This window comes from Gynuella sunshinyii YC6258, from assembly GCF_000940805.1.
GTDB lineage: Bacteria > Pseudomonadota > Gammaproteobacteria > Pseudomonadales > Natronospirillaceae > Gynuella > Gynuella sunshinyii.
Genome location: NZ_CP007142.1, coordinates 5,719,677 through 5,745,729, shown reverse-complemented (window position 1 = coordinate 5,745,729; position 26,053 = coordinate 5,719,677). Strand labels below are relative to the sequence as shown.

General features: G+C 47.6%; 15 protein-coding genes. 7 read left to right on the top strand and 8 right to left on the bottom strand.

Annotation, left to right across the window (positions count from 1 at the left end; all coding sequences use genetic code 11):
- Positions 1-50 precede the first annotated feature (50 nt).
- The 4 genes from YC6258_RS23865 to YC6258_RS23850 form a co-directional block, all read right to left on the bottom strand.
- Complete coding sequence (locus tag YC6258_RS23865) at positions 51-1,775, bottom strand: polysaccharide biosynthesis/export family protein (RefSeq protein WP_082070871.1); 1,725 nt, start codon at positions 1,773-1,775, stop codon at positions 51-53.
- A 4-nt stretch (positions 1,776-1,779) separates the two neighbouring features.
- A complete protein-coding gene (locus YC6258_RS23860) occupies positions 1,780-2,799 on the bottom strand; it encodes a KpsE/RkpR family capsule polysaccharide export protein (RefSeq protein ID WP_211264581.1) in 1,020 nt (339 codons plus the stop codon).
- A gap of 110 nt (positions 2,800-2,909) precedes the next feature.
- Entirely contained in the window at positions 2,910-3,572 is a 663-nt protein-coding gene (locus YC6258_RS23855) for an ABC transporter ATP-binding protein (protein WP_044619107.1), read from the bottom strand.
- On the bottom strand, positions 3,569-4,357 hold the full coding sequence (locus YC6258_RS23850) for an ABC transporter permease (protein WP_044619106.1): 789 nt from the start codon (positions 4,355-4,357) through the stop codon (positions 3,569-3,571). The genes YC6258_RS23855 and YC6258_RS23850 overlap by 4 nt, the downstream gene beginning before the upstream one ends.
- A gap of 363 nt (positions 4,358-4,720) precedes the next feature.
- Here YC6258_RS23850 and YC6258_RS23845 point away from each other — a divergent pair, with 363 nt between their 5' ends.
- Positions 4,721-6,781 carry a molybdopterin-dependent oxidoreductase gene (locus tag YC6258_RS23845; protein ID WP_044619105.1) on the top strand — a complete coding sequence of 687 codons (2,061 nt, stop codon included), beginning with the start codon at positions 4,721-4,723 and terminating at the stop codon, positions 6,779-6,781.
- On the opposite strand, the gene YC6258_RS23840 is transcribed toward YC6258_RS23845, so the two are convergent.
- Entirely contained in the window at positions 6,759-7,316 is a 558-nt protein-coding gene (locus YC6258_RS23840) for a hypothetical protein (RefSeq protein WP_044619104.1), read from the bottom strand. The two genes, YC6258_RS23845 and YC6258_RS23840, sit on opposite strands and share 23 nt — an antisense overlap.
- A 244-nt stretch (positions 7,317-7,560) precedes the next feature.
- Positions 7,561-8,175, bottom strand: a complete 615-nt coding sequence (locus YC6258_RS23835) for an HAD-IA family hydrolase (RefSeq protein ID WP_211264580.1) — start codon at positions 8,173-8,175, stop codon at positions 7,561-7,563.
- A gap of 139 nt (positions 8,176-8,314) precedes the next feature.
- Here YC6258_RS23835 and YC6258_RS23830 point away from each other — a divergent pair, with 139 nt between their 5' ends.
- Entirely contained in the window at positions 8,315-9,613 is a 1,299-nt protein-coding gene (locus YC6258_RS23830) for an NAD(P)/FAD-dependent oxidoreductase (protein ID WP_044619103.1), read from the top strand.
- A gap of 984 nt (positions 9,614-10,597) precedes the next feature.
- Complete coding sequence (gene pflB, locus YC6258_RS23825) at positions 10,598-12,862, top strand: formate C-acetyltransferase (protein ID WP_082070870.1); 2,265 nt, start codon at positions 10,598-10,600, stop codon at positions 12,860-12,862.
- Between the two features lie 86 nt (positions 12,863-12,948).
- Here the strand turns inward: pflB and YC6258_RS23820 are convergent, their stop codons facing one another.
- A complete protein-coding gene (locus tag YC6258_RS23820; protein WP_044619101.1) occupies positions 12,949-14,574 on the bottom strand; it encodes a sensor histidine kinase in 1,626 nt (541 codons plus the stop codon).
- Between the two features lie 114 nt (positions 14,575-14,688).
- Complete coding sequence (gene trmL, locus YC6258_RS23815) at positions 14,689-15,171, bottom strand: tRNA (uridine(34)/cytosine(34)/5-carboxymethylaminomethyluridine(34)-2'-O)-methyltransferase TrmL (protein WP_044619100.1); 483 nt, start codon at positions 15,169-15,171, stop codon at positions 14,689-14,691.
- A gap of 513 nt (positions 15,172-15,684) precedes the next feature.
- On the opposite strand from trmL, the gene YC6258_RS23810 reads away from it, so the two are divergent.
- From YC6258_RS23810 to YC6258_RS23795, 4 genes are all read left to right on the top strand, one after another.
- Positions 15,685-16,518, top strand: coding sequence for a cyclic di-GMP-binding domain-containing protein, MshE-related (locus YC6258_RS23810; RefSeq protein WP_044619099.1), 834 nt, complete (start codon positions 15,685-15,687; stop codon positions 16,516-16,518).
- Positions 16,519-16,876: 358 nt separating this feature from the next.
- The gene (locus tag YC6258_RS23805; RefSeq protein WP_044619098.1) at positions 16,877-17,080 is read left to right on the top strand and encodes a YgaP family membrane protein; all 204 of its coding nucleotides are present in this window, start codon (positions 16,877-16,879) and stop codon (positions 17,078-17,080) included.
- 387 nt (positions 17,081-17,467) lie between these two features.
- The gene (locus YC6258_RS23800) at positions 17,468-20,707 is read left to right on the top strand and encodes a bifunctional diguanylate cyclase/phosphodiesterase (protein ID WP_169749021.1); all 3,240 of its coding nucleotides are present in this window, start codon (positions 17,468-17,470) and stop codon (positions 20,705-20,707) included.
- Positions 20,708-21,018: 311 nt separating this feature from the next.
- Positions 21,019-25,980: an Ig-like domain-containing domain gene (locus tag YC6258_RS23795; protein ID WP_044619096.1), complete on the top strand. Its 4,962-nt coding sequence runs from the start codon at positions 21,019-21,021 to the stop codon at positions 25,978-25,980.
- Positions 25,981-26,053 lie beyond the last annotated feature (73 nt).

The window sequence follows — 26,053 nt, the reverse complement described above, 5'->3', positions numbered from 1 at the left end:
TATTCTGTATTATCTTTTTAATACCAATTGTAATATATGCCTTTGCTTGTCTAAATCGTAAGAGCAACCTTCGCACTCACTGCAATCTGATACAGTATTTGCGTCATATCTTTCAATATTTGTCTGGACTTCACACTGATTTTAGGCAGTACCAGTATTTCATCGCCAGCCACAATATTATCATTGTTACTTTTGTGGAATAAGCCTTTTTTTCCATTTGCTTCAGTGAAGCTACCATTGCGATGAGCCACTACTATGCGTGCTGTGTTTGCGTTTTGGGTATAACCACCGGCACCTTTGATATAGTCGTTAAGTGTGTAGTTGTCATTAAAAGCAATCGCATTGGGAAATAAGACTTCTCCACTGATCAATACCAATCCGTCTTTTGTCGGTACTTTGATCACATCACCATTCTCCAGTAAAAGATCGGAATGGTTTGTGTTATCAGCAATAACTACTTGCCCTTTGGGCTCAATTTTTCTGGCTCGATCTACCCACTGCAGTAATAATGAAGCCTCTTCTTTGCGTAACACCGCTTCATCACTGGTACCAGAGCGGGCAGTTAGTGCGGCACTCTCAAGACTCTTCAATGAAGTTTCCAGCATTTCTTTTTGTCGATCCCTCACGCTGCGACGGAATAGTTGCAGATTGTCTTTATCCGAACGGTCTGAATAGCGTATCTGACTCAATAAATCGCCCAGTTTGGCGCCATTGGGAAGTACGTACTCCTGTGAACTTTCGTGTTCGCCTTCCACTCTCACTGTAATCGTGCCAATTTTTTTGTCAGCGGTAAATTCCAATTCATCTCCATTTTTGAGATTGACTTTGGAGGCGTCGCTCAGAGGATAGTAATCGACATTACGAATGGTGCCGGTATTGCGGATGATACGTACATGTGTGGCCTCAGCATTGGGTTTCGCTATTTTGATCAGATCCGCAACTGAGCGGGTTTTGTCTGAAAACTCGAAGCGCTTGGCATTTTCGGTCAGTCCGCTGATTTTGACGGTATTTTGCCGTGGCCCAACAAATATCACATCACTGTCACCCAGCTGAATCACTGGCATAGTACCATTCAATAGAAAGTCATAAAGATTAACGGAAGCTCGGGTTTGTTGGCCTCGCTTGACTTCTACATCCAGAAACGAGCCTCGTTCTGTATCGATACCGCCAGCCTGATCCAGATAATGCAGTAGGCTATCCATACTCGTGCCGCTGTACAGTCCCGGGCGGTTCACAAAACCACTCACAAATACTCTGACCGGTTGTGCTGCGGCAAGGCTGGCATATATGTAAACATTGGCCTTGAAGACTTTGGTAATGGATGACTCCACCAATTGTTGAAGATCTTTATTGCGGATACCCACAACACTGATCGGGCCGGCATTGGGAATAAATATATTGCCCTGTGGATCAACAGTCAGCAGATCACCGTATTCGAAAGCTCCCCAAAGTCGTACCTGGATTTTATCACCAATGGCGATGGCATAATCCGGGTTAAACTGAGTGGCCCCCTGACGGGCGAAGGAACCGGTAAACAGGTTAGAGCCAAATACGTCCGAGGCAATATTGTTTGAGTAGTCAAAATACTGTGGTGACTGGGGCTGAATGGTGGGGCCATCCACACCGTTTTTTATGTTGTTATAAGATGATCCTGGCAGTTGTTGAGAATCTGAACTATTAGGAGTCGGCTGTGGTGTCGACTGCTGTGCAACCGCAAAACACGATATCAAGATGAGTAAAGAGATAAAGCTTGTTTTAATAAACGACAAAGGCATGTACTCAATCCTTATGGTCTTTAACAATGGCGGTTAGTAATTGAATCACTCCGGCCAGCATAAAGGTTAACAAAATAAATACTGTCGCATTATACAGTCGTCTCGGCTCAAGCGGGTATTCAGGGAGCGTAGGTGTTTGGATGACAGATACTTTTTGTATCGTGCGGGTTGCTTCCACCCGGCCTTTTTCCAGTGCAAGCAGGGCCGATTTGTAAAGATCCTGGGCAAAGCCAGCCTGAAGTTGCAGGCGCTGGAACTCTTCAACAGTCAGGTTCAAGGTGTTGCCGTCAGGTGCTGTGAGTTTGGCCTTTTCCTGCTCAATTTGTTTATCAATGGCGGCAATTTGTTGGGTGATTTTGGTAACGTTCGGATGACTGGGAACCAGATACGCTTCAAGGGCTTGACGCTCGGTTTCCAGTTCGGCTTTCTGGCCCTGTAATGAGCCGATAATGGCAGAAATGTTTTCGGCAGTAGCCTCGGGAGAGATCAGTCCCTTTTCATTTTGAAAGTCCAGTACCGCTTGTCTGGCCTGTTGGGCCTGTTGGTACATTTCTGTGACCTGAGTTTCCAGAAAGCTGACCTGATTTTGTGCCAGGTCGTGAGCCAGTTGGTTCATGTGATCTTCCCCTTCATGTACCAGGAAGTTGGTGATGGCCTGGGCGGTTTGGGGGTCGAATGCCTGTGCCTTAATCACTAACAGGCCAGAGTATTCGTCCAGTTCAATACTGACTCGGGAAAGGTAATATTGATGAAACTCTTCGATGGATATGTCTTGCTTTTGTAGCCGAGAGAGCCTATCCCAGCGGGGATCACTGTAGTGGGCCCGTATATGTAATGCTTTATCGAGTTTTTTGAGAATATCAATCGAAAGCAGGTATTCCCGCATTAATAGCTGTTCACTCCTGTTGGTGCCACTGCTCGCTCCAAGCAGGCTTGAGAAATCAAATGACTGGCTGCTGGCCAGATCAGTGCGCTGAATGATGATTTGTGCTGTGGAAACATAACGATCTGAAGCAATTGCCACCCAATAAATTGTTGCTATTATAGAAGCTAGTATGGCGAATGTTATCACTTTGTTGTGCAGTAGTTTTTGCATAAAACCCGGTTTGCTGGATATAAATGTGTATTTTGTCATTACTGGTAACTGTTTTTATAGGCATAAAGAGCATCGTCAATACTATCAAACCAGAAAGCTTTGCCCTGGTGTAACCAGATACCAGCGGTACAAAATTGTTTAAGGGTGCCTTCGCCATGGGAAACCATAATGATGCTGGCATGGTCTGCTACGCGTTTGAATGCATCGGCGGCCTTTTGTTTGAATGAAGCATCTCCAGCTGCAGTGACTTCGTCAGAAATGTAAACATCGAAATCGAATGCCATAGAAAGGGCGAACTGTAACCGTGATCTCATTCCCGATGAATATGTTTTAACTGGTTGATCAAAAGCTTTACCAATTTCAGCAAAATCTTCTACAAACGCAATTCTGTCAGGAATGTCACTTTCATGGCCATGGATACGACACACAAATTTGGCATTCTGTCTTCCTGTTAGTGAACCTTGAAGGCCACCTCCATACCCCATTGGCCAGGAAACTCTGCATAGACGTTCAATAGAGCCGTTGTTCGGTTCATCTATCCCACCAACCAAACGTAACAGGGTTGATTTGCCTGCGCCATTACTGCCAACAAGTCCGACATTAAGTTTCGGTGGGATAGTGAATGTAACGCCCTTGAGTATCCAATCTCCTGGGCCTTGGTCGGTCTGGTAACGTTTGTGTACGTTATTAACAATAATCATTGTGTCATCAGCTTCATAGTAAAACGTCGATGGAGTAATAGTCCTAAAAATATTGATACCAATGCGGCCTTAAACAGATAGCTCTCGCTAAGACCGTTTAGTGTGTGATAATAACTGGCAAAACCGAGCCTTGCGTATTCAACGCCGTGTACTATCGGGTTCCATAGTAACCAGTCTCGATAAGGTTGTGGTATAGAACTCAGTGGAAACATGACGCCTGATATCCAAAGTAAAGGCATGGTGATTAGGTTGAGGGTCTTTCCAATCTCTGGGATCAGCTCCGAGGCCACAGACATCATTAGCCCTGTCCCGAGACCAAACGCCCATAAACCAAAGAATGCCCCAGATACTTTTAATATATCTGTTGGATAAATGTTTTTCCCTAACAGTGCTAAGCAGAGTAATAAAATAATTGTTACAAAAAACATTAGGGTGCCTTCCAGTCCTGCCCGAACGATGACTGTATCAACTGGCCTAACTTGTCTATAGGTAAACAATGATTTGTTAGAATTTATTGCGTTGCTGGTCTGTGCCAGTGTTCGGCGAAACATAAAAAAAGCCAACATTCCAATCATCAACCATATTGCAGTATCAATCCCTCCAATATGTCTCACCCGGATGACCGAAAAAATAAACGTCATGTAAATCACGTGAAACGCAGGTTCCAGCAACAGCCAAAACCATTGCGCTCTTCCGGATAACAATCGCGTTAATGCTTCACGCAGGAAGAGCGCTTTCCAAACCGACCATGTGACTTGCAGCGGGGAGCGAGTGGATGTGGACATATCAACAGAACCCGCGGATCGCTGTCCGACGAGTGATGGCATCAATGTAATCGGTTGTGTGATAGTTAAACAGTTTCGTTATTCCGATAATCATTCTGCGGCCAAAGGAAAAATATTCACTGGCATTTAATGCTGGTGACAATATGTAAATATGGAGGCGGGATCATAACACTTGTCTCTTTGGGGTCACAAGAAAGTGTCTGAGGTGGATCTCCTAATCCATTGAATTTTTTCAGGATTTGTTCTGTTGGCTTGCTGGATATATTTAACTTCGGTTGTTAGTAACCGTAATCGTTTAAACTTGCCAGTACTTGCCCGGTCTGTTGTAAACTTCGCCTTCCCATGGAGAAAGAGCCTGATCACATGACTCAAGAAACTGTCTATTCCGTCTGCCCTCACGATTGCCCCAGTGTTTGCGCTTTGGAGGTCGAACGTATTGATGGCCATCGCATTGGCAAAGTAAAAGGTTCTAAAGATCTGCCGTATACCGATGGTGTGATTTGCGGCAAGGTGGCCCGCTATCAGGAAAGGATGTATCACCCGGAGCGATTGTTACATCCGCTTCGGCGGGTTGGACCGAAGGGGAGTGGTCAGTTTGAACAGATATCCTGGGATGAAGCTCTGGATACAGTGGCCGAGGCATTCAGCAGGGCGGAACAACAGTATGGGGCAGAATCTGTCTGGCCTTATTACTATGCCGGGACCATGGGATTATTGATGCGTAAGGGTATTAACCGTCTGCGCCATGCCAAGGGTTATTCCAATATGGCCGGCACGATTTGCGTTGGCTTGTCCAATCCAGGGTGGCAGGCTGGAGCCGGTGGTTTTAATGGCGTAGATGCGCGCGAAATGGCGAAGTCTGAAGTCATTGTGATCTGGGGAACCAATGTGGTGTCCACTCAGGTGCATGTGATGAGCCATGCGCTGGCAGGCATGCGCAATGGTGCCAAGCTGGTGGTGGTAGACCCATACCATAATAAAACCGCTCAGCGCGCGGATGTGCACTTGGCGCTTCGCCCGGGAACAGACGGTGCACTGGCTTGTGCGGTCATGCATGTTCTGTTTCGGGAGGGCTATGCGGACTGGGATTACCTGAAACGTTATACCGATGAACCGGAGGCGTTGGAGCAGCATTTACGCGATAAAACACCCGCCTGGGCTGCCTCCATTACAGGGCTAACCGTTGAGGAAATAGAAGCATTTGCACATTTATACGGTGGTACCAAAAAATCTTATTTGCGTTTGGGCTACGGTTTTTCGCGCTCCCGCAACGGCGCGGTCAATATGCATGCAGTATCGTGCTTGCCAGCGGTGACAGGAGCCTGGGCCGTCGAGGGCGGTGGTGCGCTGTTTTCAGTCAGTGCCCTGGCCAAAGTGGATACGCAACTGATCGAAGCCAAAGAGCTTAAACAGTCAGGGATCAGAACGCTCGATATGTCTCGTATCGGCGATATTCTCACCGGTGACAGTGAAGCTCTCTGTGGCGGCGCTCCGGTCATGGCCATGTTGATTCAGAATACCAACCCGATGGTCGTGGCTCCGGAATCGGCCAAGGTCCGGGCCGGTTTCAATCGTGAAGATTTGTTTGTCTGTGTTCATGAGCAGTTTATGACTGAGACCGCGCGAATGGCTGATATCGTTTTACCCGCCACGATGTTTCTGGAACATGACGATATTTATAATCCCGATGGTCATGCGGTTTTACAGGTAGCACGGCAGGTGGTGCCGGCGGCGGGTGAATGTCGTTCCAACCATGAGGTCATTAGTGCGCTTGGGCAGCGCCTGGGGGTGAAGCATCGTAGTTTTGAGATGAGTGCGTGGGATATCCTGGATGAATCGTTGAAAACATCCGGCTATCCAAGTGCACAGGAAATTTATGATCAACGCGGTCTGGATGTCAGCACTCCATTTGCAGAATCACATTTTTTGAATGGTTTTCCTCATGCTGACGGCAGGTTCCATTTTCGTGCTGACTGGGCATCTATGGGGGCGCGGGCTCCGGGTATGCCTGATTTGCCCGATCACTGGGCGGTAACGGATGAGACCTCTGAGCAGCAGCCTTTTAGGCTGGTCACGGCACCGGCACAAAATTTTCTCAATTCCAGTTTCAATGAAATAGCCTCATCACGCCAAAAAGAGCAACAGCCAAAAGCCAGGGTTCATGTCGATGTGCTGAACCGTATGGGGGTGGCCGATGGAGAGCGCATCCGTATTGGTAATGCCAAAGGGTCAATATTGCTGGTGGCTGAGGCTGCAACCGGACAGCATACAGACACCGTTATTGTTGAGGGATTGTGGCCGGATGAGGCATTTATCGAAGGGCAGGGGATCAATCTGCTGACTTCGGCACAACCCGGTTATCCGGCGGGTGGTGCGGCATTCCACGATACCAGTATCTGGCTTAAGCCGGACTCCGGGCATTAATGTAGTCAAGAGCCTGCCGCGCCCGTTCAAGTTCCTGGCCATTGTCTTCGGTTACGGAGATAAATGGCTTTTTCGGCAGTTTGGGTTCGCCAAAATGAATGCGGTCCCAATCATGCCAGATCAGTCCGTGACTACCACAGTGTGCATAGTCAAAACGATCGTCATAGCGATAGCTGTTTAACGTATCCTGAGTTACTTCTGCCACTCCGAAGGCTTCAGTTCTACCGAGCTGAGTCGCAGCACCGGCCTCCAGGGCAATAACCAGGTCTCCGGCTTTAATGGACAGAAAATTCATAAATGCCTGTGGTACCTGATCCAGCTCCCGATAATCCTTGCGCCATTTGGGATTCTGACCAAAGACAACGTCACCTTTGACCTGGATATAGGTTTTCAGCTGCCGTTCCCAACCATTGCGCACCCGAATATATCGTTCCAGGGAGCCCAAATCTTTCCAGTAAATTGCCAGACAGCCACGTTGCTTGAGTTGGGCGTAGCTGCACTCAGGACGATGGGTCATCAACCACCAGAGTTTCATACCTAAATACCTTCTATGCATTTTTGTTGTTGTTTTATAGGGACGCAGGAAATGCCGACAACAGATATCGGTTTGCATAACGCGCCAGACTTCACCTTACCTTCAGGTTGATTGTTGGTGCAAGTCAGAAATGACGGAATAAAGTGCTACTTAAGAAGTAGAAGCATGAAGGAAATGACTGTTTCGGGCAAAAACGCATCCTTGCTCTGATGCGGCAAACGTTTTGTGAATAGACTTATCGGTTTTAGTCGAGAAAGTATTCGTTCACATAACCAAAGTGTTCATGTACGTCATAAGCGGCCATATTCGCAGCTCTGGCGGCCTGCAGGCCCAGCTCTGCATCTTCAAAAACCGCGCATTTTTCGGGTGCTGTCCCGGTCAGTTCGGCACCCCGTAAAAAAACATCCGGTGCGGGTTTGGGATTGGTAACCTGATCGGCACCGACAATGGCATTAAACAGATGTTCGAGGCCACATATTGTCAGTATCGCCTTTGCCTCTTCCGTGTAGGCGCCAGTGCCGACTGCCATGGGCTTTTTGCCGTAAAAATGACGGGCAATATCAGCAATGGGTGTGGGCTTGACGTAATCGTGCATCAGGGATTTGGCAATGGCTTCTTTGAAATCATTCATTTCTGTGACACTGGTGCGCAGAGGCGTATTGGTCTTTTGGGCGATGATTTCCAGAGTTTCTTTGGTAGGCACGCCACACAGAGCCCGCATCAATGGTTTTATGATGGGTAATCCGAATTCTTTGAGGGTGCGCGTCCAGGCTTCTTCGTGCAGCGGTCCGCTTTCAACCAGGGTGCCGTCCATATCGAAGATCAGAGCGTCATAGGTTTGGAAAAGATCAAAATTCACAGTGACAGTTTTCTCTATGGGAAAGGAGTAATCATCGCAGCTGATAAGCAGCAATGAAGTCGGGAATGTAACATGCTGCTTGCAAGCGGCATAGAGCTGTGTCAAAAATTCCCGGCAAATCTATACAGCAGGTTTTTATATGTATCTGAATCCTTCCATTCACGGTAATCAACACCCTGACTCTTATTATTTTGCCACGCTTCGTTATCCGCAAAGTTATCCATTGTTGCAGCATTCTATTGATGTGGATACCTGTGTGATCGGAGCCGGCTTCAGTGGCATTAACACGGCCATTGAGTTGGCGGACAGAGGCAGATCCGTGGCTGTGCTGGAGGCGAGGAAGGTTGGTTGGGGAGCTTCGGGTCGTAATGGTGGGCAAGTCCTTAGGGGCATTGGGCATGATCTGGAGCAGTTTCGCAACCAGATCGGTGAACAAGGCGTGGATACCATTGCCAGAATGGGGCTGGAGGCTGTAGATGTGGTACTGGATCGTATCCAGCGTTTCAGTATTGACTGTGATGTTCAGCGGGGGAGTTGTGATCTGGCGACCAAACCCCGTCACATGAGAGATTTCAGCAAGGATTATGAATGGCTGAAGTCAGTCGGTTATCAATACGACGTAGAGTTGCTCCCGGCAGATAGAATACGCGAGGTAGTGGGGGCCGATGCCTATATGGGCGGCTTGCTGGATCGGGGAGGGGTGCATTTACATCCGTTGAATCTGATTGCTGGAGAGGCGGCTGCAGCGGCAGCCATGGGGGTGCAGATTTTCGAGGATAGTCCCGTTATTCGTATCGAGGAGGGAGAGCGGATCCGGGTCCACACGGAGAAGGGGATTGTCAGTGCCAGTCAACTGGTGATCTGCGCCAACGGCTATGTGAGTGGTCTGCACCCGGAGCTGGATTCAAGAGTGCTGCCAACCGGAACATATATCGTCGCCACAGAGCCTCTGAGTGATGAACAGTGCAAGCGTATTCTGCCTCAGAACACAGCAGTCTGTGATCAGAATGTTGCCCTGGATTACTATCGTTTAAGCGCTGACAACCGGTTGTTGTTTGGCGGCCGCTGCACCTATTCCGGTCGTGACCCCAAATCGATCAGAGCCATAATTCAGCCCCGTATGGTGCGTTTGTTTCCATGGCTGAAGGATGTGAAGATTGATTACGAATGGGGAGGAATGCTTGGCATCGGGGCTAACCGTTTACCGCAAATAGGACGTTTGCGTCCCAATATTTATTATGCCCAGGCTTATGCCGGTCATGGGGTCGCCGCTTCTCATATTGCAGCGCAGCTGATGGCTGAATGTATTTGTCTTGAAAGCAACCGGATCGAAGTGTTTGAACGGGTTCGGCATATGAAATTTCCTGGCGGACCATTACTGCGCTCGCCCCTGTTGGCGTTGGGGATGATGTATTACCGGTTTGTGGACTTGTTTTAGTGAGGATAACCGGCAGGCTTGAAAGCCTGCCGGCAGAGAGTGAAAGGGGGCGGTTAGAATGTGTCCCCGGCAGACAGGATCTCGTTGTCTATGGTGATAATGCCGTTGACTGACTTGTGGGCTTTTAGCTTACCGGAAACAACCCGATTATGTTGACCGGGTTCAAACTCGTTTGAAAAAGACCTCTGCAGAGTTGTGCTACCCCTGGTGGCATATTCAGTCTGAGGTCACTATTGCTGACTCCCATTATTATAGTCTGTCATGTTGCCGCCATAGAATTTCCAGGCAGTATTTTCATCGAAACCGAGCTGATAAATATCAGTTAGAGCGGAGAGCACAACTCCGACATAGCAAATGTATCACTGGCCCATTGTAGTGGCTGGGTAATTTGATCAACTGGTTGAGAGCTGGCGTAGGTTGGCAGAGCAGAGAACAGTATCAGGGTAAGGATCGACAAACTTCGGTTTCCTGGTCATGGTGCGGTACTAACGATAGCAGATCTGCATCACTGCCACCGCAATAATAAAATTGTAATAAAATTACAAAAATGACGAATGTCAAGGGCTATTATTTGCGTAATTTCGCTAACAACGGATTGTTTTCAGTAGCGAATGTTCATTCGCTGGCACTCTGAAACCCCTGTTTTTAAGGGGGTTTTGCGTAATTTCGCGCACAGGAAAACTATGGGTGGGGCTGGCCAATAAAAAACGTAATTTTATTACAAAATTGATTGTGTGGGTGATCTGTGTCAATTCGAAATGCCGACTAAGGTCTAATCTTCCTGATGTAAGTTGATCAGATGGTCTGATCAATCAGGAGAGTTCGTTCCAGCCTGTCCGACTGTTATTGAATAGTATGTAACGTATGTTCAGGAATGTATCGCTCTTCGAGGCTCGGCTTTCATGTTCCACCTAACTGCTGACTCGACCCGGACTCTCCTTTTTTTACCCGTTTTTTTTATAAATATTTCCCGAGGAGATGTTCATGTATACAGATGATTTTGCCGCAGGTGTAGGTGCTAAAGAAGCCTGGGAAGGCTTTGTGGCAGGACCTTGGCAGCAGGAAATCAATGTCCGTGATTTCATTCAGTTAAATTACGCTCCTTATGACGGCGATGATCAATTTCTGGCTGCCGCCACTGATCGCACCCAGAAAGTCTGGGCACAAGTCATGGAGCTCATGAAAGAAGAAAACCGTTTGGGTGGTCCGTTGGATTTTGATGTGGATAATCCAGCCACCATTACTTCTCACCCGGCCGGTTATATTGACCAGTCATTGGAAAAGATCGTTGGTTTGCAAACTGATAAGCCTCTCAAGCGCGCTATCATGCCATATGGTGGTATTCGTATGGTTGAGGGTAGTTGTGAGGTTTATGGTCGCGAATTGGATCCGGCCACTAAAGCATTTTTCTATGCTCATCGCAAAACCCATAACCAGGGTGTATTCGATGCCTATACTCCGGAAATTCTGGCCTGTCGTAAGGTGGGCGTTATTACCGGCTTACCCGATGCCTATGGCCGTGGCCGTATTATCGGTGATTACCGTCGGGTAGCGTTGTACGGCATCGATCGTCTGATTGAAGGGAAAAAGGCTGAAAAAGCAGCAACTACTCCTGTGAATATGGATGAAGATACCATTCGCCTGAGAGAAGAGCTGAGCGAGCAGATCAAAGCTCTGCAGGAAATGAAAGTGATGGCACAGAGCTATGGCTTTGATATCAGCAAACCAGCCAAAAATGCAACCGAAGCCGTACAGTGGACTTATTTTGCGTATCTGGCCGCAGTGAAAAGTCAGAATGGTGCGGCAATGAGCTTTGGTCGTGTGTCCACCTTCCTGGATATTTTTATTGAGCGCGATCTGAAAAGTGGTGTTCTGACTGAAGAGCTGGCCCAGGAATTAATTGATGACCTGGTCATCAAGCTCCGTATGGTACGGTTCCTCAGAACCCCTGAGTATGATGAATTGTTCTCTGGTGATCCAACCTGGGTAACCGAATCCATTGGTGGCATGGGATTGGACGGCCGTTCTCTGGTGACCAAAAACAGTTTCCGCTTCCTGCATACTCTGTATAACCTGGGGGCGGCGCCTGAACCCAATCTGACAGTCCTGTGGACCAATCAGTTGCCTGATGGATTTAAACAGTTCTGTTCCAAAGTCAGTATCGATACGTCATCCATCCAGTATGAAAGTGATGACCTGATGCGCGACAAATTTGGTGACGATTATGGCATTGCCTGCTGTGTATCGGCCATGGCCATTGGTAAGCAGATGCAGTTCTTTGGTGCCCGGGCCAACCTGGCGAAAACCATGTTGTATGCAATCAATGGTGGCCGCGATGAGAAGTCCGGTGCCCAGGTCGGTCCTGAAATGGCCGTTATGGATGCCGAAGTGCTGGAGTATGACAAAGTGGTGGAACGCTTTGATTACTACATGAAGTGGTTGGCCACTACCTACGTGAATGCCCTGAATATCATTCACTATATGCATGACAAGTATTCTTACGAATCAGCGCTGATGGCTCTGCATGATCGTGATGTGCTGAGAACCATGGCTTGTGGTATCGCCGGACTTTCAATTGCCGCCGATAGTTTGAGTGCCATCAAATACGCCACCGTGAAACCTGTTAAAAATGAAGCCGGTCTGGTGGTTGATTATGTTACTGAAGGCGATTTTCCGAAATTTGGTAACAATGATGAGCGGGTGGACAGTATTGCAGCGACTCTGGTAGAGAAGTTCATGGATTACGTTCGTGAAAACCCAACCTACCGGAATGCCAAGCCCACTCAAAGTGTGCTGACTATTACTTCCAACGTTGTTTATGGTAAGAAAACCGGTTCAACACCAGATGGCCGTAAGGCCGGCGAACCATTCGCCCCGGGTGCCAACCCGATGCATGGTCGTGATACCAAAGGTGCATTGGCATCACTGTTGTCTGTGGCCAAACTGCCATATGAGCACGCCGAGGACGGCATCAGTTACACCATGAGCATGGTACCGGCTGCTCTTGGTAAAGAGCGCCAGGCCCAGGTGAAAAACCTGAGCAGTGTTCTGGATGGTTATTTCAATGCCACAGGTCACCATGTCAACGTGAACGTGCTGAACCGGGAGATGCTGTTGGATGCCATGGAACACCCGGAAGAATATCCACAGTTAACCATTCGGGTATCCGGTTATGCGGTCAACTTTGTCAAGCTGACCCGTGAGCAGCAGCAGGACGTAATCAGCCGTACATTCCACGGTCAGATGTAAGTCCTGTTTACCCGGCAACTCTGGTTGCCGGGCTGATCAAAAACTTAAAGGAAGCAGTCTTGCTTCCTTTTTTTATGGATGTCCTGTTAGTGGCGTTTCAGTGATTCTGCAGAAGGATGAATCTCTGCTTGACTTGGAAAGGTAATCAGAAAAGCAGTGCCTTTGCCTGGTTCGGTTTTAACGTCTATCTTGCCATGAAGTTTCTGAGTGACCAGATTGTAAGCGATGTTCATGCCGAGACCGGTTCCACCCTGACTTCTGCGGGTTGTAAAAAATGGTTCGTAGACTTTAGCTTTGGTGGTGGCATCCATGCCTGTGCCGAAATCTCGGACCTGCAGTTGAATCAGATTGTTGACTTGATGACAGGAGACAACGATGTTACCGGCTGTCTGTCCCTGATTATAGGCATGAATATAGGCGTTCATAATCAGGTTGGTCAGTAGTTGGGCAATGGCTCCAGGATATGTGGTGACGGTCAATGATTCATCCAGATCCAGTTTGATCGTGACGTGTGAACGTTTCATTTGAGGCTGCAGTGAACGCACCAGCGTACGTATATAAGAGTTCATTTGCAGTGTTCTGAGTTCTTCGTGAGTCTGGTCGACGGCCACCTGTTTAAAGCTTTCAATCAGTTCTGCGGCGCGCTTCAGGTTATCGCTGAGAATCTGACAGGATTCCTCGGCGGACGTCATGAAGCTGTCCATTTGCGTACGGGTCAGTTCATTTTGAGTGAGTTGTCCGGCGACTTGTTGTACTTCTTCCCAGAGAAAACTGTTTGCAGTGATTGCCACTCCAAGAGGCGTGTTGACTTCATGTGCTACACCGCTGACCAGTTCACCCAGAGAAGCCAATCGTTCCTGTTCGATCAATTCCTGCTGAGCGAGCTTCAGTTTTTCCAGTGATTCCAACAAATGATTATTTGTGATGAGTAGTTCTTCAGTGCGCTGATGTACTTCTGTCTCCAGGTTCTTATTGTGCGCCCTGATTTGTTTTTCCCGTTCCCTTAGCCGCTCCAGCAGATGGTGATATTGATGCAGTAGATCAGACAGTTCGTTGTTCTGCAGTCCATCGTGGGTAATGGAGATATCATCCAGATGAATTTGTCCGGCACGATAGTTAGCCAGACCTTCGCTGAGCTTGCTGATGGGTTTGGAGATGTCATTAGTCAGCATGCGGTAGTAGAAAAAACCGGTAAGTGTCAGAGCCAAAAGTCCAATACCTGCCTGTATTTTCAATGCCGGCATGAGTCCTGCCCAGATTCCCTCATTGGTAATGGCAAGAACGACATGGCCGATCAGGGTTTCTTTGGATCTCAGACCCGTATAAATAATACGGCTGTAGTAAATGATTCGGCTGTTTTGTGATTGTAATCCTTCTTCGGCAAAAGAAATATTACGCAGAGGGTCGATCTCGCCAAGCTGGGCGATGACATTCAGAGTATCGTCGCTGATGATGACGCCAGAGACGTGAGGATTTATCAGCATGGTTTCTGCCAGAGACTTGACTGCATCGTCATCAAAATTCCAGAGTGACTGAGACAGGATCGGTTGCAGAGTGTGCATCATCTGGTTGATGCTTTGACGCTGATTCTCCACTTGCAACCGGTAAATCAGATAAAACTCTGACAGAATCACCGACGATGCGATGATTACGAGGATCAGTATTACCCGATACATCAATTGTCTTGCAAGACGGGATTCCAACAATCTCATCACGACTCCAAGGCTGGCAGGATAATGAGTAATCCCTATGGTCATTGTTACGATAGCGCTTCATCACAAGTGATGTTGAGTAATGAGCTGACCAGAGACTATTAAAAATAATAGCTATATTGCATCGGGATATCCAAGTTCTCCCCAGACATGATAGACCATAACTGCGACTGCATTGGATAGATTCATACTGCGACTGTTTTGTCGCATGGGTAGCCGCAACAGTTGTGTCATACCCAACTCATGACGAATGCTTTCCGGTAACCCTCTGGTTTCAGGACCGAATACCAGCGCATCATTATCCTGGAAGGTTGTCTGGCTGTGCCATTGAGTGGCTTTTGTGGTCAGACCGAAGATGCGTTTCGGGTTGCCGTGCCATTGTTCTGCATAGTTGCGTTGGAAAGATGCCCAGTCGTCATGATTACAAATTGAGGCATACTCATGGTAATCGAGTCCCGCCCGTCGAAGCAGTTTGTCATCCATGGAAAAACCAAGAGGATGAATCAAATGCAGCTGTACACCCGTATTGGCGCATAGACGGATGATATTGCCGGTATTTGGTGGAATTTCCGGCTCGAATAACACCACATGTAACATAAAAACCCCAGTATTGATAATTCAGGCAGATGTTGATGGATTGTGATGAATGTGTCTATGTCTGTGGCATGTTTGACTGCCTGACTACTCGAGATGATTTAGGTGGAAAATCAGATCAGGACGATAAAGCATCATAAACCATGTAGCCGATACAAAAGTTGGAATCGATAGCCATGAAATTTGTCAAGTAGCGGACAATATGACCGATAAAGATATAATGGCGGTTATTGCAATTATGATTTCAGAATAACAAGAATACAGATAGCAAACACATACCATGTGGGTCCGTTATGAAACCGGTGTCTTGGGTGGATTGGTACTGTGGAGGATGTTCTTGAGGCATCGGTCAGGCATGTGAACGGGTAAGCACTCCAGTCATCGAATGGATGAATACTTCCCATTAGTCGATTCTGAGGCTTTAATGGTATATAGACTTTAATAATATATAGCGGCCATGAACGCCAGACGTTTGAATATGCATGCAATACGGTATCGTACATATGGGGAAATACCATGGTTAACAACCAGCAATTAGGCAGTCTGTTGGTTGCCCGAAAGCTGATCAGTCAGCAGCAGTTGGAAAAGGCCCTGCGCGTTCAAAAGCAGAATCACGAAGAGCGTTTGCTTGGGCAGATACTGGTTGAACTTGGGTTGGTTAATTATTCTGATTTATTGCGTGTAGCCAACGAAGAGCTACATATCCCCAGAGCGGAAGCCGCTTTGAAGATCCGGGCCCGGCTCAAAGCGCAGGTCAAAGCTCTATCTGAACCGATTGAAGATACCGAACCGGAATCCACTATGGACAGTGAGTACGCCCAGCCCGGCAAGGACTTCCCGGAAGTGGATCTGGTGGAGATAGAATCATTACCGGGTACTCGCGGCGACGAGCTGCAACTCATCATCATGATTCAGGATATGCTGGTGGAAGATGAACTTCATGATTCCAGAATATTTATAGATGATGGACTACAAAGCTTTCCGGAATCCAAACGTTTGCAGTGGTTGCAACTATGGCATCGTATCAAGACGCATTCCTGGGTGCATTTCATCAATGAATATGAAGAGCTGGATGCTCAGGATAAACAGAATCAGGCTTTCCAGATTTTGAATGCTTATCAGTTCCTGGCCACCGGGCAGTTTGCCAAAGCACTGCCAACGCTTGAGGCTTTGACCGGCACTGGGCGAAAGGGCAAGAGTTATCGCTTGTATCTGCTGGGTTATTGCCTGATGAAGTTGGAACAGATGAGCAAAGCCAATGAAGTTTTTTATCAATATATTCAGGAAAACAAAGGCAGTGAAAACCGTTGGATGGTCACCGCAAGAGGATACTTAAACTCAAACCGGTGAGCAGGCGATCACGGACGTTGATTCTCGGTATTCATAATGATCGTATGTCCACGTAATGACGCCCTGGTCAAAAGCCGGTAGCGATGTTGTCATCGTGACAGATGGTTGTGGTTTAAGGCGATTCGCTGCTCTACAAAAACCGGATTTTCCGGCTTGATGTCATAACATTTATTGTGGGTCAATTGGGGGTGGCTATTCAGTTATTGCGATAACCGAATAGTCATGAATGAGGGCATCCCGGAATGATTCTTTTGTATGTCGATATCGGGTTTATCTGAAGCTTTTACAATGAGATCATTGACTATAAATTAGAATATGCTAATTTATGATTCATTTAAACAAACCAGGATTATGAGTCATGAATATTGATCGCATTGTTATGGCGTTTGCAGGCTTTGTCATCATGCTAAGCTTGCTGTTGTCGCAAATATATCATCCCTATTGGTTATTTCTGACGGCTTTCGTCGGTCTGAATCTTTTCCAGGCTGCCTTTACCGGTTTGTGCCCCCTGGCGATGATTCTCAAAAAAATTGGCAGTAAAAGCGGAGCAGCTTTCAGCTGACCGATGCTGAAACGCCTGTCGTTTTAAAACGCTACTCCAGTCAGCCGGTCAAAGGTTGGCTGGCAAAATATTCTCAGACATATTCCCGCTGGTTTTTTCTATTTTGACCACTTCCTGATATTTAATGCACCTGTATCGATATTGGTTGCTACGTACTATACTGTGAAAATGCATCTGGTGGATTCCAGTTGTGTGGGAACCGGTATATGACCAGGACGACGCAATAGAATAAGTGGTATTAAAGAACAGTGTACCAGTGCTTGTTGACAAACCCTGCGTTGTTCTAACAAATATTTCTTACACTTCTTTGCAGGGTACACAATATTTATGGCCTCGTCGGAAGCGCTGTCAAAATTGTTATCTAACGGATCATTCAACGAGCACCTGGTGACCAGACTGCTTGATGTCTGGCCGTTGGCTGCCCTGATTATTACCAGTTCTGATGATCAGTTCCGAATTCTGTATCACAGTGAATCTGTTGGTAAATGTCTAAACCTGACTGCTTCGCAATTGAGTGAGGTTCATTATCTGCATGAGGTGTGTGAGGGACTCACCAAAACAGTTCTGGATACTTGTCTGGAGTCGGTGCGTCGAAAAGGAAGCTGTGCTCATGTCATTGGACTTGGGCACTCCAATAAGACACATCATGTCATGATTGCTCTGTCTCATCTTACACCTGATCTTATTGCCCATATCTTTATCCCTGTTATCGGCCGGACACAAGTGTCTCTGATTGATGCAGCTGATGATGATAGTCCTGTGTTTATGTCTCCGTTTGTTTCTCAGTCGATATTTGAACAGATTTCAGAAGGCTTATTTTTGTTGGATCTGTCGGCTTCGCAGCAATTGGTGGTGCGTTGGATGAACCCGATAGCCGAGCGTTATATGGATCTCACCAATAAACAGGCTTACAGGCGAACTCTGCAGGAACTGATGCCGATTGAGTTCCAAGCTCAGTGGGCTCACTATGAACAGGAATTTGTTCAGTCCGGAGCCTCTTACCGGTTTACCGCTTCTCTTGTGCTCAGGGATCAGCAGCGTTATTTTGATATTACCCTAACTCATATTAAGGATTTACAGGACAAGCTGCTTTTTGTTGTTGGTCTTGCTCGTGATGTTACCAAGGTAACAATCATCGAAGAGGAGCGGACCAGAAAAGCTCAGGAGTTTCGTACCCTGATTGAAAACTCTCCTGATATGATCATTCGCTACGACAAACAGGCCCGTCGTTTGTACGTCAATCAGGCCTATCTGCAGATAACCGGGCTGAGTAGCGAAGAATGTATTGGTCGTACGCCATTGGATATCGACAATGTAGGGAATCAGGCTGAGCGATTAACCGCATTTATCAAAAATGTAGCCACAAGCGCTGTGTCTGGATCGATCGTGATGCATTTTCAGGCGGTTGATGAAAAAATCCATTATTTTGAAATGCATGCTGTGCCAGAGTTTGATGGGGCTGGCAACGTTACCAGTGTCCTGGTCATTGGACGGGATATCACTGAACGATACGAAAGCCAGAACCGCCTGTTCACCAGTGAACAGGCATTTCGGACGCTGGTGGAAAACTCTCCGGATGCAATTGCCCGTTATGATCCTGAAGGTCGCCGGGTGTTCGTTAACAAAGCGCTTGTAGAACTGCTTGGAAAAAGCGCGGAAGAGTTGGTTGGAAAGTCGCCGTTGGAAGATAATCTGGGAGGAGACGATTCCCGAGGGCTTTATAATGGCATTCTGAGGGTGGCGGCTACCAAAAACCGGGAAACGTTATCCATTTGTCTGAATACCAAACACTTTGGCAAACGTTATCTGGATCTGATTCTGACACCGGAGTTTGATCGCAGCGGGGATATTAACAACATATTGGTGGTATCCCGGGATATTACCGCTCACAAGGAGATTGAAGAGCAGCTGTATCGGAGTGAACAGACTTATCGCACGCTGGTGGAAAACTCTCCGGATATTATCTGTCGGTACGATTGTGATCGCCGCCTGATTTATGCCAATCCGTCATTGGCAAAGCTGGTGGGAAAGCCTGTCAGCGAATTGTTGGGAATCTCGCCAGCAACAGCAAGACAAAGGATGGTAGAGCATGGCCGGCTGCATGTCAGTCCTCAGTCCAAAGTGGATGAAGCGTTGTTTGAAGTCTTGAAGACTGGCAGAAACCTTAGTCTGGAGACTAAAATTTTGCGTCAGGATGGAGCATTGGTAACTGCCCTGGTACGTTTTGTTGCCGAATATGACCGGGATGGAGAGCTGGTTAGTGTGCTTGCGGTAGCACGTGACATATCCGATATTCATGAATACCGTCAACAAGTGAACCGGTTATCATACTATGATGTCTTGACCGGATTGCCCAATCGTACCCACTTCAATGACAAGGTTAATGATGTGCTGACCCAGGCCGGCGAGCAGAGTTACCGTGTGGGTCTTATGATGATTGATCTGGACCAGTTTAAGAATATCAATGACAGCCTTGGTCATGGTTCCGGTGACTATCTGCTGAGTAAGATGGCGGAACGGTTACTGGATAAAACGGGGGACGGTGATATCGTGGCCCGACTTGGTGGAGATGAGTTTGCCATTCTGATGCCAGATAACCCAAGCCGGGATATCGTTCGCCACAAAGGACAGAGTATTCTGGATGTCATTCGAGAGCCACTTTTGGTTAATGACCGTGAAATTTCTGTGACGGCCAGTATCGGGGCCTGCATTTATCCAGATGATTGTGTTTGTCCTAGTGACTTTGTGAGTTCTGCAGATTCGGCGCTGTTCCATGCCAAGGACTCCGGACGCAATACGTTGTGTTTTTATCATTCCGGCCTGACTATCCAGGTTCGGGAGCGCCTTGAACTGGAAAACGATTTACGCAGGGCCTTGGCCAGGAATGAAATGCAGCTGTTTTTTCAGCCTCAAATTCATCTGCATAGTGGAGAAGTGATTGGTGCCGAGGCACTGATTCGTTGGCAACATTCAGAACGGGGACTGATTTCACCTGATCGTTTTATTCATATTGCTGAAGAGAACGGTTTCATCGTAGAGCTGGGCGAATGGATCATGCGTCAGGCTTGCATGACTGCGCTGCAGCTTAATCGGGATCGTAGTAATCCGCTGGTGATTTCCGTCAATCTTTCGCCGCGACAGTTTGCTGATCCTGAAATATCCGCTATGGTCTTACAGGCATTGTCTGATACCGGCTGTCATCCTCATTGGATTGAGCTTGAGATCACTGAAGGTATTCTGATGGATCGTCGGTATGATGTCATGAAATCCCTGCAGGATTTGAAAGAACCGGGCATATCAATTGCCATCGATGATTTTGGTACCGGTTATTCCTCTCTGGGTTATTTAACCCGGTTTCCAATCGACACCTTAAAAATAGATCAATCATTTGTCAGTCAGATGTTGGAATCACAGCAAAGTGCCGTATTGATCCGTACGATCATTTCCATGGCATCCAGCCTTTCCATGCACACCATTGCTGAAGGTGTGGAAACCTCTGAGCAGGCATATAAACTGGCGACCATGGGGTGTGAGCAGGCTCAGGGTTTCTATTATGGCCGTCCCATGTCGATCACTCAGTTTGAGCGTTACCTGCAACGTCAAACAAACTTCAAACCCATCTCCTGAATTGATTTTCCTCTCCTTATTAGCCTGACATAAATACATGCCAGGTTAATAGTTGATAATTGATATGATTTTCAATCTGGCCTGTTATTTTGGGTCTCGAATGTATTTGTAGGTAAGTCCCACACCAACACCCAGAACCCGGGTCAAAATTCCGTGCAAATTTGTCCGTCTAATACAGTTGATTTCAAAACGACTCATTTAATTAACATACTATAAAAATCAAACCGGACATAAGTGACTAGACTGCTAACCAGCGTTTCTTAAATGTGGCTGTATTAACGCTGTGTCTTTAGCCGATGAGGAAGTCTCTTATGAGCTCGCTGTTCAGAACAATGCTGTTGTTATTGTTAACAGGTAGTTTGATTGCCTGTAACTCTGGCTCTTCCGGATCAGGTACTGATTCGGATAGTCTGGATGTTCCTGTAGATGACGACAGTAGTAGTGTGCAATCCGTCCGGATTTCCGGTGCCGTATCTTTGTCCAGTGATCTGGCTGGGGCCAGTAAACCCGGATATATCCTGCAAAAACAAATGGCTGCAGCGCCAAAAATGAAAGCAGCAAGTGATGGTTATGGTTATCAGGTTGCCAATAAACCGATGATATCCGGTTTACTGGACAGTACTCCATTACTGGCTGTCGGTGATGCCCTGGCCAACGCCTATGTTTATCTCTATGACGCAGATCACCCTGAGTGGCTGTCACCGGTTGCCCAGGATCTTACCGACAGTAGTGGGGGGTATGATTTCTCCAGCTATGGTTGCACGGATCGCGTCAGTATTGCTCAGTGCAGTACCAGTGCGGCAGCCAATGACAATGCCTATGTCGATGGTGATCCGCTGCCGGCTGGCACTTATACGATGCTGGTGTACAAGCCTTCGACGTTTGATCCGATTGCTGGTGTGACCAGCGATCCAATTGTTGCTGTGCTACCGGCTTTCAAGGCTGAAGACGAATCGGTCACTGTGGATGACATGCAGGCTGAGGTCAGTGATGCAACTCCCAGAGTCGTGACCATGTTCGGGAAATCAAAAAATACCGATGGCACTTCCACTTGGGGCTCTGCTGCGTTGGAATTACCGCAAAACACGGTCATTCAGATCAGCTTTGATATGGCCATGAGCCGCGGCAGTGTTCAGAACATTGTGGTTGAAGATGACAGCGGTGCAGTCAGTGGTACATGGTCTTTGTCTGCCGATTGGATAACTGCCACGTTCGAGCCGGATGTGTCTTTATCCAGCGGGCTTCATACCGTGACCGTACCGGAAACCGTTGCCAACGTATACAGCAATACCCTTGGATACGAAGCCGTGGGAACCTTCTACGCCACACTGGTTGACAACACGGCCCCGGTGGTGACACTGAACAGCCCCGCCGGCAGTACCGATGTAAGCGCCAATAGTGCTATTCGCATTCATGCCGATGAGCCGCTGAAGCTGGGTAAACTCAAGTTGAATTCAGAACCATCCGTTGGTGATTTTCCTGGCGTCATGAGCGTTAGCAGCGATGATGGCTATCTGTATGAATTCATCCTCACCGAAACGTTAAAACTGGGCACTTCCTATAGTTATACCATTTCCGGTATTCAAGACATGGCTGGTAATACTGCTGCGGACATAACCGGTACCTTTACCACCGTCGCCGCGACCGATGCCGATGGGGTTGATGACAGTGCCACCGAAGAAACCCAGACAGCCCAGGTAGCCATAGCGGACATTTTTGCCAAATGGGTACGAGGCGTAAACGAGCGCAACCTTGCACAGATACAGTCAGTTTTATCAGGCAGTTTTGTGTTCGAATACAGTGTCCAGGCCGAAGGTGGGTTTATGGATGAAGATATCAACCGTAATGGCCGGTTGAGTCAGGCAGAATTTATGAACCTGATGGAAGATGCCGTTAAGCATTGGGAATTCTGTGATACCACCATGAGCGGCATGATTGGTTCTTACGCTGACGATGATGTGACCGTGATCAACAACGTCGTCAATATCGTTAACAGTGCTGAAGGTAACTTTGAATTCACTCTGTCATTTGATAGCGCTGATGGTAGTCAGGATTGTTCCGGTGGTCCGGAAGAAACCATGTATGCAACCGTCAAACTGAATAACGGTGCGTGGAAAATCTCCCGTATGTCAGAAGGTTTTGACCATCGTGGAACCGAACTTGAGAGCTTTGATCTGCTGGAAGCCGTATTGTCTGAAGAAGCCAATAATGAAGCAGGCTATATGGATATCACCAACGGCAGTACATTAACTTCTATTCCTTCAGAAGTTGATCCACTGACCTTCCGTTTTGAACCGGCTACCGGAACCAGTAGTTATATCCTGCTGCTGGCGAACGTTCGTGATCCCAGCGAGCTTGGTTTTGCCATGGTAATCAATGCCAGTAACCTGGAGTCTTTCCCTGGCAGCAGCAGTAAGAAATCCTTTACCGTTCCGGAAGCACAGGGGCTGCCGCAAGGCGCTGTGGATGTCAGTGAACTGTTCGGTTTTGACGCCGGAGATGAAGAATCGGGTGACCGCGGCAAGGACTGGGGCATCGATAATGAAGGTGAAGTATTTGTCTGGGAAATCATTGGTATGGGTTCTCTGACAGCTGCCGATTTTTCCTCTACCACCAATCCGGTCAGTGTGACTGATGTTATTCGCGATATTTCATCCGTCAGTGCAGTTAAGAAATTCAAAAATCCCGGTGAACGGAAATATCTGACTTTTATGGCCTCTGCCGATGGTAGTGAGCTGACGTTTAATGAATATCAAAATGGCTATGATGCTGGCAGTGCTGATCAACTGAATGTCACTGTGACCACACCCAATGTTGAAGAGGCGCTGCAAAATGGTGGTCGACTCTCCATGGGCAGTGACAGTGGCTATGGTGAATATATGCTGGCATTCAGTGACAACGGTAATGGAACTGCATCGGCCACAGTGACGCTTGACCTGTTCCAGGGCTGGAATTGGGTGGACTTTGATGATGGTGTTGATCTGTATGGTTTCTTCCAGGTACAAACCACCGGCGGTATCGCTCCGGCTGTGACAGTGTTTAGTGTTGATGCCTATGATGTTGACAGCAATTTCCTTGACACTCTGACTCTGAATGAGTGGAACTTTGCCGATGCCGGTTCGGGCGCCACAGGTGTTCAGGTGACCTGGCAGTTTGATACCAGCAATACCGATCTGATGGATATGCTCAGTCTGCTGTGTAACACCAATGGAGCCGGCCGGGCCGATATTCATATCAATGTCTGGAATGAATCAGGCGCCTACGACAATGTCAGTTACTGTGAAAACAGTTCTGCATTTAGCATCAATGGTGATCAGTTAACCTATAACGACACACTCGATATCTTTAAGGGCGATAACTGGATCAACCTGAATCTGAACGGTGATGATGGTATGGGAAGCTGGTTCAATACCGGTGCCAATTTCGGGGTGTATACCGATACCGGCGCGGAATTTGTGCCTGATATCGTCATCAATACCCCAACAGCCTTTGATGAAACCACCCAGGAAGCCATCGAGTTGCAAATGACCGGAAACTGGGGTCAGGGCTCTGATTGGAATGGTACCGCGGCGACAGCCGATACTGATACCGTCACTATCTCCGGGGTATTTGCTGATCCCGGCTTCGACCCTGCTCCGAGATATCATGCTGGTACCGATGGAGCCTGGCATGAAGAGGATATCATCGTTGATTCGCTTGATAACAGTTTCAGTTTCGATGTGACTGTCTATCAAGGTTGGAACTGGATTTCCATCGAAGACGGAAATGGTAATTGGTATAACATTAATATATATACCGAAAATGGTGCCACAGTACCAAAACCGGAAATTGTTGCGGTGAATGGATCAGCACCCGTTGATAATTTTGGTCAGTTGGTTGCCAATGTCACTGCCTGTACCGCGACAGTGGAAGGTACTGCACCGGCCGATGCAAAACGCTTGTGGGTCGACTGGAGTGGCTCCAATAACGAGGATTACTACTGGGAAAACCAGGAAGTGCTTCTGGATGGCAATGATACAGAACTACAGACTTTCAGTGCCACTTTCCAGGTAATTGGTGGTAACAATGCCTATAACTTCATCAATGTCTATGATGAAGTCAATAATACCTGGGCCGGTGTGGAAGTACGGACCTCTGATAGCAGTTGCAGCTATACCGCGCCGCTGTTGACCATCACCGGTGTCGAAGATGGTAATGGTGTCAGCCTGACCGATTTCGGAAATGGTTATGGCAATAACGGATCGGCCACGACAGCAACGACGGCAACCATTTCCGGTACTTCGACCATTCCCGGTAAAAACATCAAACTCAGTACCGGAACCTGTGGTAGCAATGATGAAATCGTGGTGCAGTCGGCCACTACTGCCAATGGGTTGGGCAGTTATAATTGGGAAGCGACCATTAATCTCTACGATTACGATGCCCAGAACCCCAGCGAGAACTATCAATGGGTTGATATTTCCGATGGACAGAACTGGAAGAACATTACCATTGTGTCAGACAGCAATGTCATTGGCAGTTCTCCGATATCACTGCAGTTACCAACCGGCCTGGTGGACAATACCTTTGAATTCAGCTGTGCATATGCTGAGTGGGATGGCACCAGTCTGGGTACTGAGCTAACTTCAGTGACAATCAATGGAATGACCGAAAGTACTCAAAATGGCCATGGAGAATACTGGGCTGGCAACCGCTGGGGAACATTTGAAATCGAAAGTGGGCAGTTCAGCTTTGAAGTGGAACTCTATGACGGTTACAACTGGATTCATGTGAACGATGCCGACCACAACTGGTATGACATTCAGGTTAACACCAGTAACGGTAATCTGCCGCCGCAATATATCTATATCACCAGTCCGGACCATGACAGTGAAGATACTGATGGCAGTGTGACGGTCGCGGGTGATTTCGGTAGCACCGGCTTCCAGCCTGATAGCCTGTGGGGATATGTTGATTACTGGAATCCGGATACTCAGTCATCCATGTACCTCTACTTCGACTCCAACCTTCAGACGGTCAACGATTGGGGTGATATGCCAATGACCTATAACAAGGAAGTCGGCAGCTTCGAGTTCATGTTTGACCTGCCAGGTAACGCAGAGAACGTGCGGATAGAGGTCAGTGGTTGTGGAAGTGATGGTTGCCACGGTCATACTATCTGGATCAATAGCAACGAAGCACCGAACGAACACTTCTACAAACCCGGGTCAGTGGGTAGTGGAACGGCGGGTGCTTATGATCGTCGTAAGCAGCACGCTTACCACCGTCATTAATGACCATTGGACGTGGTGCGGCTTTCGCGCCACGTCTGCATATTTATCTCAGACCGCGTCCGCGGTCTGATGT

Coding starts and splice junctions, on each gene's coding strand:
- YC6258_RS23865 (WP_082070871.1), bottom strand. CDS start 1,775: ATGCCTTTGTCGTTTATTAAAACAAGCTTTATCTCTTTACTCATCTTG.
- YC6258_RS23855 (WP_044619107.1), bottom strand. CDS start 3,572: ATGATTATTGTTAATAACGTACACAAACGTTACCAGACCGACCAAGGC.
- YC6258_RS23850 (WP_044619106.1), bottom strand. CDS start 4,357: ATGTCCACATCCACTCGCTCCCCGCTGCAAGTCACATGGTCGGTTTGG.
- YC6258_RS23845 (WP_044619105.1), top strand. CDS start 4,721: ATGACTCAAGAAACTGTCTATTCCGTCTGCCCTCACGATTGCCCCAGT.
- YC6258_RS23840 (WP_044619104.1), bottom strand. CDS start 7,316: ATGAAACTCTGGTGGTTGATGACCCATCGTCCTGAGTGCAGCTACGCC.
- YC6258_RS23830 (WP_044619103.1), top strand. CDS start 8,315: ATGTATCTGAATCCTTCCATTCACGGTAATCAACACCCTGACTCTTAT.
- pflB (WP_082070870.1), top strand. CDS start 10,598: ATGTATACAGATGATTTTGCCGCAGGTGTAGGTGCTAAAGAAGCCTGG.
- YC6258_RS23820 (WP_044619101.1), bottom strand. CDS start 14,574: ATGAGATTGTTGGAATCCCGTCTTGCAAGACAATTGATGTATCGGGTA.
- trmL (WP_044619100.1), bottom strand. CDS start 15,171: ATGTTACATGTGGTGTTATTCGAGCCGGAAATTCCACCAAATACCGGC.
- YC6258_RS23810 (WP_044619099.1), top strand. CDS start 15,685: ATGGTTAACAACCAGCAATTAGGCAGTCTGTTGGTTGCCCGAAAGCTG.
- YC6258_RS23805 (WP_044619098.1), top strand. CDS start 16,877: ATGAATATTGATCGCATTGTTATGGCGTTTGCAGGCTTTGTCATCATG.
- YC6258_RS23795 (WP_044619096.1), top strand. CDS start 21,019: ATGAGCTCGCTGTTCAGAACAATGCTGTTGTTATTGTTAACAGGTAGT.